The organism is Microvirga sp. P4_G7 (genome assembly GCF_056401005.1).
Genome location: NZ_JBFUKD010000045.1, coordinates 1 through 11,586 on the forward strand (window position 1 = coordinate 1; position 11,586 = coordinate 11,586).

10 protein-coding genes and 2 pseudogenes are annotated in these 11,586 nt (G+C 61.7%); 3 read left to right on the top strand and 9 right to left on the bottom strand.

Going from position 1 to position 11,586, the window contains the following annotated elements; all coding sequences use genetic code 11:
- The 3 genes and pseudogenes from AC1DT3_RS04405 to exbB all read right to left on the bottom strand — a co-directional run.
- Nucleotides 1-297 (bottom strand): annotated as a pseudogene (locus tag AC1DT3_RS04405) (hypothetical protein); the annotation flags it as partial.
- Nucleotides 294-731 (bottom strand): TonB system transport protein ExbD, encoded by a 438-nt coding sequence (exbD, locus tag AC1DT3_RS04410; RefSeq protein ID WP_477464028.1) that lies wholly within the window; start codon nt 729-731, stop codon nt 294-296. The gene exbD and the pseudogene AC1DT3_RS04405, both read right to left, overlap by 4 nt.
- Nucleotides 732-735: 4 nt before the next feature.
- Complete coding sequence (exbB, locus tag AC1DT3_RS04415; RefSeq protein ID WP_477464029.1) at nt 736-1,602, bottom strand: tonB-system energizer ExbB; 867 nt, start codon at nt 1,600-1,602, stop codon at nt 736-738.
- Nucleotides 1,603-1,890: 288 nt separating this feature from the next.
- Here exbB and AC1DT3_RS04420 point away from each other — a divergent pair, with 288 nt between their 5' ends.
- On the top strand, nt 1,891-2,139 hold the full coding sequence (locus tag AC1DT3_RS04420; RefSeq protein WP_477464030.1) for a YgaP-like transmembrane domain: 249 nt from the start codon (nt 1,891-1,893) through the stop codon (nt 2,137-2,139).
- Nucleotides 2,140-2,158: 19 nt separating this feature from the next.
- Here AC1DT3_RS04420 and AC1DT3_RS04425 read toward each other — a convergent pair whose 3' ends face one another.
- The 6 genes from AC1DT3_RS04425 to AC1DT3_RS04450 form a co-directional block, all read right to left on the bottom strand.
- Nucleotides 2,159-2,422 (bottom strand): GlsB/YeaQ/YmgE family stress response membrane protein, encoded by a 264-nt coding sequence (locus tag AC1DT3_RS04425; RefSeq protein ID WP_477464031.1) that lies wholly within the window; start codon nt 2,420-2,422, stop codon nt 2,159-2,161.
- 88 nt (nt 2,423-2,510) lie between these two features.
- Entirely contained in the window at nt 2,511-3,326 is an 816-nt protein-coding gene (locus tag AC1DT3_RS04430; RefSeq protein WP_477464032.1) for a heme ABC transporter ATP-binding protein, read from the bottom strand.
- Nucleotides 3,290-4,363 (bottom strand): FecCD family ABC transporter permease, encoded by a 1,074-nt coding sequence (locus AC1DT3_RS04435; protein ID WP_477464033.1) that lies wholly within the window; start codon nt 4,361-4,363, stop codon nt 3,290-3,292. The genes AC1DT3_RS04430 and AC1DT3_RS04435 overlap by 37 nt, the downstream gene beginning before the upstream one ends.
- Nucleotides 4,360-5,214: a heme/hemin ABC transporter substrate-binding protein gene (locus AC1DT3_RS04440; protein WP_477464034.1), complete on the bottom strand. Its 855-nt coding sequence runs from the start codon at nt 5,212-5,214 to the stop codon at nt 4,360-4,362. The genes AC1DT3_RS04435 and AC1DT3_RS04440 overlap by 4 nt, the downstream gene beginning before the upstream one ends.
- Before the next feature lie 52 nt (nt 5,215-5,266).
- Nucleotides 5,267-6,283 (bottom strand): hemin-degrading factor, encoded by a 1,017-nt coding sequence (locus tag AC1DT3_RS04445; protein WP_477464035.1) that lies wholly within the window; start codon nt 6,281-6,283, stop codon nt 5,267-5,269.
- 347 nt (nt 6,284-6,630) lie between these two features.
- Complete coding sequence (locus AC1DT3_RS04450; protein WP_477464036.1) at nt 6,631-8,268, bottom strand: glycosyltransferase; 1,638 nt, start codon at nt 8,266-8,268, stop codon at nt 6,631-6,633.
- A 218-nt stretch (nt 8,269-8,486) separates the two neighbouring features.
- On the opposite strand from AC1DT3_RS04450, the gene AC1DT3_RS04455 reads away from it, so the two are divergent.
- A complete protein-coding gene (locus tag AC1DT3_RS04455) occupies nt 8,487-10,475 on the top strand; it encodes an autotransporter assembly complex protein TamA (protein ID WP_477464037.1) in 1,989 nt (662 codons plus the stop codon).
- Nucleotides 10,475-11,586, top strand: a pseudogene (locus AC1DT3_RS04460) (translocation/assembly module TamB domain-containing protein); the annotation flags it as partial. The gene AC1DT3_RS04455 and the pseudogene AC1DT3_RS04460, both read left to right, overlap by 1 nt.

Genomic DNA, 11,586 nt, shown 5'->3' on the forward strand with positions numbered 1-11,586 from the left:
CTTTGCGATCTGCGGCTCTTCGATCGGTTCCGGTTTTGCGAGATCCGGCACTGTTTCGGGTTGCGCCTCGTTCATGCTGGGGCCGGGCGCGACGTCTTCCGCGGGTGCCTCCGGTAACGCGGCCGGCGTGAGATCTATCAAAATCGCAGGCGGTGCACTGGCCGGAACGTGATCGTCGCGATTCCATCCCAATGCCGCCCACACCGCCCCGGCGTGAACGATGCCGACGACGACAAAGGCGACGCACCAGCGCGCCAATGCAGCCGCTCGGGAATGGCGGGGTGTCTGTCCGATCATGGCTTCGAACCGCCGCTCGCCTCCTCGAGGCCGACCAGCGCGATCTTCAGATAGCCGGCACTCCGCAAAAGGTTCATCACCTTCATCAACTCACCATAGGACACCGCCTGATCGGAACGCAGGAAGATCCGCTTCTCGCGATCTTGCTGCGTTTCGGCGTCTAGCGATGTGCTGAGACTTTCGCGGGCAACAGGCGCTTCGCCCAGTGCCAGAGAGAGATCGCTTTTGATGGTCAGATAGAGAGGCTTGTCCGGTCGCGGCTGCGGCTCCGCATTGGACGTGGGCAAATCGACGGCGACGTCGACCGTGGACAACGGTGCAGCCACCATGAAGATGATGAGCAGGACCAAGATCACGTCGATGAAAGGCGTGACGTTGATCTCGGAGACTTCGCCGAGATCGTCATCGTGGCTTTCCTGAAGACGAACCGCCACCCGCCTACTCCGCTGGGCGAATATGGCCGCTCGACGACGAGCGGATCGGCGTCACGATCCTCGCCGCCTGCCGCGGACGATCGAGGTCGCGTGACAGATGCTGCAGAATCGTTGCCGAGGCATCAGCCAAACTCGCGCGGTAACCGCTGATGGATCGGGCGAAGACGTTGTACAGCACGACAGCGGGAATGGCGGCGACAAGGCCGATCGCTGTTGCCAGCAATGCCTCGGCGATGCCGGGCGCAACCACCGCCAGATTGGTCGTCTGTGCTCTGCTGATGCCGATGAACGAATTCATGATACCCCACACGGTGCCGAACAAGCCGACGAAGGGGGCCGTCGAACCGATCGTGGCGAGAAGGCCCGTGCCGCGCATCATGGCGCGACCACTTTGGGCTTCGATCCGCGACAGCGCCATTGCGACGCGCTCCTTTATGCCCTCGACTGGCAGATCCTGAGATCGTTCGACCTCCACACGCGCAGCGAGCAAAAGCGTGGCGACAGGTCCTCGCGCCAACCGCCCGTCAAGCCGCGCCGAAGCATCCCCGAGGTCGGCCGCTTCCTGAATGCGACGCAAGGAGCGCGACGCTTTCGACTTCGACGACACGAGTTCGAGGCCCTTGGCAAGGCCGATGGTCCACGTCACGAGAGACGCGAAGGCGAGACCAACCATCACGGCTTTGACGATGATGTCGGCGTTCATGAACATCGCCCACGGCGACAAGTCATGCGGCAGCGCAGCCGAGCCAAGCGAAGCCTGCGCGAAGGCGGGCGACGCCGCACACGAGACCACGAGCGTCGCTATTGCCAGCACGCGCGTTCCGGGGCGCGACGCGATGTGCCTCTGTCGGACGAGTCCACATCCCAACATGCGGTGAAGCCTCAAGCAGCGTAGGAGAGGATTTGTCGGACGCTGTTCGCAACCGAAGCATCCTCTCGCTTAAAATCAGTCCGGTCGAACCGGGGGCGACAACGGCGGGCAAGCCGTCTCCGAACTCTTAGGGCAATGACAAATGTCCCGCAATATCAATGATTTATAGCAATTCCAATGTAGCCCATCCCCTAGTCTTCCGGGGCTCACGGCGCGTGAGAGCGAGGGAGTGGAGGGAACAATGGGGTCAAGCGTGGCGTTCGCCAAGCGCAGATCGAGGAGCACGACGTGGCGCGACCAGACAATGAATCCGACGCTGAAAGCAATCTGTCGACGATGGAGCGCGTGATCTACGTCGCTGCGGGTCTCGGATTGGCGGCCGCGGCAGCGAAACCCCGTCCGAACCCTGTTTTGAACGCGCTTGCGCTCATCGGCGGCTCCTACCTCGCATGGCGTGGGTACAAGGGGAGCTGTCCGATCAAGGCGGTTCTGATCGATCCAAACGATGACAGACCGAGGATCGCTCGTAACGGCTGAGCGATCCCGGACGTTGAAATCAGATCGTGGTCGACTTGCGACCTGCGATCAGCCCCCAGATGAAGAGCACGACCACGGCGCCGACGATAGCGCCGATGAAGCCCGCCCCCTCGCCCGCCCGGTACCAGCCGATAGCCTGGCCGAGATAACTGGCCACGAACGCACCGACGATGCCGAGGATGGTCGTGAGAATGAAGCCTGACGGCTCGCGATCTCCCGGCATGATGAATTTCGCGATCACGCCAGCGACGAAGCCGATAATGATAGTCCAGATGATGCCCATGTTAGCCCTCTCTGCATTGCTGCGTAAGTCAACGCGGCCGGGCGGCCAAGGTTGCACGTACCCGCTCGAATAGCGTGATCGAGGGCCTTCAGAGCGCCGTCCATGGCAAAGGCGGGAGGTGGGGAAGTCCGAGCCTGACCCCGAAAACACCGGCAAGATGCTCCTCCGTCAGGACCACCCCTGGTGAACCTCGTGCGACGAGCCGACCGCGGTTCAGGAGCACGATATCCTCACTGGCGCTGGCGGCCAACTGCAGATCGTGCAGCACCGCGACAACCGTCACCCCCTCCCGCGTCAGAGCCTGGGCTTCACCGATGACCCCGAGTTGGTGCTTGAGATCAAGGCTCGAAATCGGTTCGTCGAGGAACAGGACCTGTCTCTTGTCGACCGAACGGCCGGCGGCGAGTTGCGCGAGAACGCGGGCGAAGTGCACCCGTTGGCGCTCTCCGCCTGAGAGCGTCTGATAGAACCGCATTCGTAGATCTGCGATGTCGGCCCGTTGCAAAGCGCGATCGATGCAGTCGTGCCGGTCTCCGCGGGACAATCCTCGCCCGATCCCCTCGACGCCGAGGGAAACCACTTCCTCGACGAGAAATGGAAAATTGAGATCTGAGGCCTGCGGCATCACAGCCCTGATCTGGGCAAGCTGCCAAGCCGGCATCCGAGCGATTGGCTGACCGTGGAACGAGACGTCGCCAGCACTCGGGACCGCCTCTCCCGAGAGCAGTTTCAGCAGGGTGGATTTTCCCGCGCCATTGGGGCCGACAACGACAGTGAAGCATCCAGGCTCGATCGAAAGCGAGATGCCATCGACGAGCATGCGCCGGCCGCGCTCGTAGGAGAGCTTTTTTGCCGTGATCGCGGCGCTCATGAGAGCCCTCGCTGGCGACTGAGAAGCAGCCACAGGAAAAACGGCGCGCCAATGGCGGCTGTGATGATCCCGATCGGGAGCTCCGCGGGCGAGACGATGGTCCGCGCGATCGTGTCGGCGCCCGTCAACAAGGCCGCGCCGAACAGGGCCGAAGCCGGCAAGAGAAGCCTATGGTCCGCACCGGTCATGAGCCGCAACGTGTGGGGGACGATAATCCCCACGAAGCCGATGATGCCTGCGGCCGACACGCACGCGCCCACCGAAACAGCGACAAGAAGGATGGCCACGGCTTTCACACGCTGAACGGCGAAACCCAGATGAAACGCTTCCGCCTCGCCAAGTGCGAGCGCATTGAGACCACGCGCCAGAAACGGCATGACGATGAGCGACGGAAGAATGAAGGGAATGACGACCGCGACTTTTGTCCAGGTCGCACCACTCAAGGAGCCTAGCGACCAGAACGACAGATCGCGCAATTGCCGATCGTCGCTGAGATACGACAGCAATCCCATGAACGCACCCGACAACGCGCCGAAGGCGACACCGGCCAAAAGCATCGTGGCAATCGATGTCTGGCCGCTACGCGTGGCGACGAGATAAAGGCAAAGCGTTGTCAGAAGGCCGCCACCGAACGCGCCGACCGGCAGGGCGGCAAACGGAACCGAGCCGAATATCGGTACGAGGACGACATGGCCGAGAACGATGGTGATGGCAGCAGCGAGCGCCGCGCCGGCCGAGACCCCGACGAGGCCGGGATCGGCCAAAGGGTTACGGAACAGCCCTTGCATCAACGTGCCGGAAACGGCGAGACTCGCACCGACGATCAGTCCCATGACGAGACGGGGCAGCCGAACCTGCAGGACGACGAGCGCATCGCCCGTCGTCGTGTTTGGACCGAGCGGTGACAAAAGCGCTGCCGCCACGCGACCGACGGGCATTGGAACTGCACCGACGCCGAGCGACAGCACCGCGATGATCGCGGTCAAGACACTCAGCGCGCTGAAGACGATCAGCATGCGACGATCGAGAGAGATCGTGCGAAGGGCGAGCGCCCGCGAGGCTCGGATCATGGATTCTTGGTGTTGAGCGACACCATGAGATCGTGCGCCGCCTCAGGTGCCCGGGGGCCGAAGCCGAGCAGGTAAAGACCATCCATCACGATCAGCTTCTTATCCTTCGCCGCAGGCGTCGCCGCAAAGGCCGGCAGAGCGAACGGATCAGCAGGCGCCCCACCCGGCCCTTGGCTCATCATGACGATCGCGTCGGGCGCTGCCGCCATCACACCCTCGTCCGAAAGCGGCTTCCACCCTTCGAGGCTGGACGCGGCGTTCGTCGCACCGGCGAGCGCCAACATTGCGTCGGCCGTCGTCCCGCGGCCACCGACGAGCGGGCGGCCGTTCTGAAGCGACAAGACGAACAGAACGCGCTTCGCGTCGGTGAGCACCTTTCGCTCCGCGTCGAGTTTAGCGAAGCGTTGCTCGACGTCGCGGGCAAGCGCTGCGCCCTTGTCTTCGACGCCGACCGCTTGCGCGATAGTCTCGATGCGACGCACGACGCCGGCCGGACTCGGGTCGTCTGGAATGCGCACGACCTTGACGCCCGCCTGCTCGACGATCTTGAGCACATCAGGAGGACCGGCACCGTCGACCGCCAAGACCAGAGAAGGCGAAAGCGAGAGGATTCCCTCAGCGCCGAGAGCGCGGACATATCCGATGTTCGGTTTCGTCTTGAGCGCTTCGGTCGGATAGAGGCTCGTCGTATCGACGCCGACGATCTCGGCATCGAGACCAAGACGATAGAGAATCTCCGTGATCGCCCCGCCCACGCTGACGATCCGGCGCGGCGCTGCAGCCTTCGCACCGAATGCAGCAACGGCGACGGCGGATCCCGCAAGTAGTGCGCGACGTGTAAGGTTCGACATGGCCATCAATCGCCTCCGGGCGAACGGATCGTGAAGGGAAGTGAGTTCGGCGTCAGAGGGTCTCGGCGAGGCTGCGCCAATTCACATCCTCAGGCTCTTTCTCGTCGCGAACGCCGAAGAACTGCGTGATCAGGCTTCGATCTGCAGCATAGAGCTCGACCGACGTGATGAGTCCGTGGCGTGTCGGCTTTTTGACGAGCCAGCTCTCAACAACCAAGTCCTCACGCAGATGAAGATTGAAGCCGGGATCGAGTACGTTGACCCACGGCCCCATGACCTTGATCGTCTGCACCGCGCCATGATGAATCTGGATGCAACCAGCGTTGCCGACAAAGCACATGATTGGAAGAGCACGCTCGGAGGCCGTTTCGAGAAGCGTACGCACCGCCGAATTGGCGAGGGGCTTGGCGTATTGTTCATCGAGAAGGTCGAGCGCTTCGCGGCGATCCAYGCCGAATTTCGTCAAGAGCGGGTGAAATTCGTGTACGTCCTGCATTCCAGCGAATGCCGTGCGGAAGCCCTCGACATCGACCGATGCGCTCTTTGCGTGAACCGGCTCGGCAGGCGAGACCAAAAGCGGGCTTGCCGCATGATCCGCATACCGGTCGCGCAGGTCCTCGAAAGCCTCGACGTTCGACTGGGGCTTGAGATGAATCTTGATGACGGCATCGCCTTGCGCATCGAAGATCTRCAAGCTGCGGCGCGGTCCCTGGTCGCTCGGCAGTTCGAGCGCGAACACGGTCTTCCAATGCTTCAGGAAAAGCCGAAGGTCGATCGCATCGTTGAGGACGAGCCCGACGCCGCCCATGATCTTGATATTGCCGAATGTTCCGACCTTTTCGTGGACGGCGGCATCGTTTCGGGTCAGCGACATGACCTCGCCCAGGCCCGGCAGGGCATTGATGAGATCCGGCATGGCGACCTGAAGTCTCACCACTTCCGGTCCCTCATGCTGGTCGAGCAATTCAGCCTCGGAGATGCCCAACTCGACCGCAAGATCACGGCTTCGTTTTCCCGTCTCGTAGAAAGGACGGTTTCTGTCCGCAACGTCGATTGCACCGGCTGTCATGTCTCGCCCCCGTGAATGTCGGAATCCGTTTGTGGCGCTCGAACGCAGCCCGAACGTCACAATGGAGGCTTCCACGCGATTTTCATCGAGACGTCAACAAGTAAAACCTTGTTTTGAATTGATCAAAATTCAGTTCGAATTAATTTAGAATCCTTCCATTGTAACTATTGGTGCTGAAATTTCGATCTTTCTAAATAATCGTCGTTCACACTGATGAAGCAGATCGCTAGCGCGCCCATCCAAGACGTTGGAATACGCCGCAGGCAAGCTCTCTATACAACTTGAAAGAATGGATGACTTGATCCGATGGCCGATTTTAGGCGCTGGAATAGAGCCATGTCGGCCGATTAGGGTCGCCGTATCCTCTTGCGGAGACCAAGCAACCAACGATTGGGCGCGAGACGCTTCAAGAGCTTCAGATCCGATTCGACTGCGGCCGCATGGTCGGCCAAAGCACTCAGTTGATCGCGAAGCCCATCGCGATTGTCTCGGACGGCGATGTAGTCGCTCTGCACGCCGATCAATTGCTCGTGCACGACGTCCCGGTTCTGAGTGACCCCGTCGAGCTGTTTCTTGAGCGACGCGATCTGCTCGGCAAAAAGCGCCATGACGCGCGTCTGTTCGACATCGGGATTGAGCACCAGCGGGGCTCTCGCGATCCGGCGTCCCTCGGTGTCGCTCTCGCCGCTCGTCTCGTCCGGCGCGGCGTTGGATGCCCGTCGGCCGGAGGCGGCCAAGCGTTGAAAAACCTCTTCGTACGCTCCCGCCTGACGGTCCAACGAGTACTCCTGCGCCGCCGCAGCAGCGGCATCCCCCAATCGTCGCGCATGATCCGGATCGTCGACAAGGCGGGCCACCGCTCTTGCCATGGCGTCGATGTCGAACGGCTCTGCGAGATATCCGGATACGCCATCCGTGATGGTCTCTGGAATTCCGCCGACGCGAAACGCAACGACTGGAACACCGCAGGCCATGGCCTCCAACATCACATTGGGTTGATTGTCCTCGCTCGATGGCAACACGCAAAGATCCGCTGCCCGATAAATCTCGCTGAGACGCTGATCGTCGCCGACCCAACCCAGGCTCATTGAGGGAATTCCAATCTCGTTCAGATCGTGACCGGACTTCCCGAACGCGAGAATACGGATGGAATCGCGGCTGACGAGGTCGGCGAACGCGGGAATAGCCATGGCTCGCTCGAGCACCTCGATGAGCCTGCGATAACCCTTTCGGTTTTCGGCGTCGTCATAGACGCCAAAGAGAATGGCACGGGTCCCCTCTTCTAGCCCCAGTGCTCGGCGCGCTGCATCGCGATCCCGCGAATGAAAAATATCCGTCTCGATCGAATTCGCGATCACATGAACCGGCGCAGGGAATACTGCGCTCCTGTCCGCTTCCCCAGCGAGCCACGCCGAGGGAGAAGCGGCGCGGACATTGGGCTTGCAGTAATTCGCGCGCTTTGCGGCAAGGCCTGCAGCGATGAGGCCCAACTCGTCGGAATGGACCTGGTGGCAGGGCTGGCATTGCGCGGCGAAACCGTTGCACCCGGCAGAATAATGACATCCGCCGGTGAAATGCCCCATGTCATGCAGGGTGAAAATCGTGGGCACACCCCACTCGATCATTTTTCCAAGGACCAGAGGCGACATCATTGTCCCCGTCCAGTGCACGTTGACCACGTCGTAATTGTTCAGAAGCGTCGATGCGGTGAGATCGAACCCGCGGACCTGCGTCGAGAAATAGGTGTTCGATACCGCGGTCCGCCGCGCGGCGACGTAGTCCTCGTCGAGGGCAGCGTCGATCGCGTCGCTCAAGCGGAGCGAAGCCGGATCGCGCTCGTCCGGCAGGATCAGGACTTCGTTCGCGACATCGTCTCCGGCGATCTTCACCAGAACGTCGACCGCGTGCCCGCGGGCTCGAAGACCTTTCGCGAGGCGTTGCATCGCCCTTGCGGCGCCGCCCGAGGAGGCCTCGGTGCTTAACATTGCGATGCGCAAAGGGTGTCCTAACGTTGCAATCTCGCCGTTCGGGAATACCGGATCTACCTGATCAGATCAATGAGGCCACAACCTCACGTTCCGTTGGCGCTCGAGCACACATTTCCCAATTGTTCACAATGTTGTCCTCTTTGCATTCCTTCCCGAAGGGAACGACCATAAAATGTCCGCATTCGTGCGGCGGGCTTGGAGGGCAGGAGTACCGGATGCGATTTTGGGCCCGACGAGACCCTTTTTCCTTGTCGGCGCGGGTTTTCGCTTGCGCGGTGGGATTTTCGAGTTGCGAGGCGAAAGCGTTCGATTTCTTCGGCTTATTCGGGTCGGATGAAAAACCGCCGGCCGCCTCGCAATCGGCGTTGCCTTATAGCGTCGCCTTCGCCATTTCCGGCGATGGCGAATCCGCGCTCAAATCGGTTTTGCAAGAGGCTTCGACCCTTTATCGGCTCCGCACCGACGCCCCTCCCGAGGGGGAATCCCTTGCCCGAAGGGCCCAGGGAGACCTCGCCCCTCTGCTGGATGCCTTATGGGGAGCCGGCTACTACAACGCCGTGATCGAGATCGACATCGCCGGCTCTCCCATCGGCTTCGGCACGAATCTGATCGCCCCTGCTCGCGCTGCCGAACGCTATCGCGGCACGGAGGCCGTCCCGATCACGGTAAAGTTGACCACCGGACCTAAGTTCACCGTGCGACAGATCTCTGTCCTCGATGCGCGGACCAAACAGCCCTTTTCAGCGGTGGAGCTACCCCCGAAGGCAATCGCTCTGAAGTCCGGCGACCCCGCCCGGTCCGCCGACCTAAGGGCCGCAGAGGCCGGAATGCTCGATTATTTTCGCGCTCAATCGTACCCATTGGCCAAGACCGTCGGCCTTCAACCAGTCGTCGACCACCGCGCGTTGACGATGGACGTCACGTTTTCGCTCAATCCCGGGCAACGCGCGCCCTTCGGCGAAATCGCGGTCTCCGGAACCCAGAACGTCGATCCAGCCGTGGTCCGCTCCTTCATCTATGTGGAGCCGGGCGATCCCTATTCGCCGAAAGCCGTGGCCGATACGCGCAAGTCAGTCGCTTCCATCGCGGCGCTGGGGTCGGTACGCATTCGCGAGGCTGAACGGCTCGACGACGAGGGCCGCCTTCCGGTTTTCGTCGATGTCACAGAGCGCAAGCCCCGGGTCGTCGGTTTCGCGGCAAACTATTCCACCATCGACGGGCCAGGGGTTCGCGCCTATTGGGAACATCGCAATTTGTTCGGCGGCGCRGAACGCCTGCGCCYCGAGGCGGACATCTTTACCCTTCCCCGCAACGATGGAACCCGGATCAAGCGGTTCAGCGATTTCGAGTGGTCCGATCTCGGCGGACGTTTTCGTGCAAGCTTTCTCAAGCCCGCTCTCTACGGATCGCGCAACGACCTGCTGATCGATGGACTGGCCGAACGCAACCGTACGGGCGGCGATCGATTCGGCGGCTATACGACCCGCTTTGTCGACGGCACCGGCGTGATCCGCCATCGCTTCAGCGATACCTTCTCGCTTCAGGGCGGGCTGCAACTCCAGAAAGGCCAGACGAGCGACGTTCTCGGAAAGGTCGACTACTTCCTCGTCGGAACTCCGCTGTCGCTCACCTACGATTCCACCGACAGGCCGCTGGATCCCACGCGTGGATGGCGCGTCAATGCGTCAGTCGCCCCATATCCTGGTTTCCTTGGCTCGACGGTCAACATGCTCGTCACCAAAGGAACAGCCTCGACCTATTACGCCCTCGACGAAGAAGCCCGCTACGTACTCGCCGGCCGCATCGGCTTTGGTTCCGTCGCCGGACCGTCCCTTGATGAGATTCCGGCCAACTGGCGCTTCTTCGCTGGTGGCGGCGGATCCGTGCGTGGTTATCGTTATCAAAGCCTCGGACCCACCGGTCCGTTCGGCTTTGTCGTCGGCGGTAGAAGTCTGCTCGAAGCCTCGCTCGAAGCACGGATCAAGATCACCGACACGATCGGCATCGTTCCATTCGTCGACGCGGGCAATGCGTTCGACTCGAGCCTACCGAGCTTCGACGAGAAGATTCGCGTCTCTGCCGGGCTCGGACTTCGCTACTATACGGCGATCGGCCCGATCCGCCTGGACGTCGCCGCACCTCTCGACCGCCGTCCCGGCGACAAGCCGGTCGCCCTTTATGTCAGCATAGGGCAGGCATTCTGATGATCATCGTGCGCCGGTTCCTCCTCGTTGTCCTGATCGCCGCCGCAGCCGCGGCTGGCTTGATCGCCTATGCCCCGGGCACGCACAGCACCGAAGCGGATAAGGGCTTCCTCGCCGATTTCGTGTCGCGCGCGCTCTCGACGCCGGCCTCGCGGGTTTCAATCGGTGCAGTAGACGGCGTTCTCTCGTCCGATTCCACCATTCGCGACGTCACGATAGCGGATCGTGACGGTGTCTGGCTGAAACTCGACCAGGTACGTCTCGTCTGGAGCAGACTGGCTCTGCTTTCGCGGCGTTTGGAGGTCGACAGGCTCGAAATCGGCAACCTCCAGATTTTGCGCAAACCCCTTCCGGCTGAAGAGGAGGTTCCCGGTGCCGACCAACCCCTTCTCCCGGAACTCCCTCTTAAAGTGGAAGTGAAGAAGTTCGCCCTTCAGGAACTGGCGCTCGGCGAACCGATCCTCGGCGTTGCTGCGCGCGTGACCGCCACCGGCGACGCCTCGCTCGGCAGTCCCTCCGAGGGTCTGCGGCTCAACGCCGATGTCCGCCGTCTCGATGCGCCCGGAACACTCGTCGCCCAGCTTCTCTACGCCAGCGACGCGCTCAACCTCAATCTCACGCACGATGAACCGGCGGGCGGCATTCTCGCGCGTGCACTCAACATTCCCGGCCTTCCACCTGTGAAGCTCACCCTGAGAGGCAGCGGATCGCTGGATGTCTTCGATGCCCAGCTCGCCTTCGACGCGGGGGCGACCATCGGTGCAACCGGTCAAGCACAGCTGCGCAGAGAAGCCGCGGTGCGCCGGCTCAATTTGAATCTCGACGCGCGCGTGGAAGGCCTGCTTCCGCCTATTGTCGGTCCGGTGTTTTCCGGAACCACTCAACTGCGCGGCCAGACGCTTTTTGCGGACGACGGAGCGATCACAATTCCAGCTCTTTCCATCGCTTCGCAGACGGCGCGCCTCGATGCTTCTGGACAACTGGGAAAGGATCGCGCGATCGACCTCAAAATCGGTGTGCGCGCCATTCCCGGCAACCAGGGCAAAACGATTGCTGGCGCGGCGGAAATCGAGAAACTGGTGTTCGACGGATCTGTGTCGGGGTCCCTCGA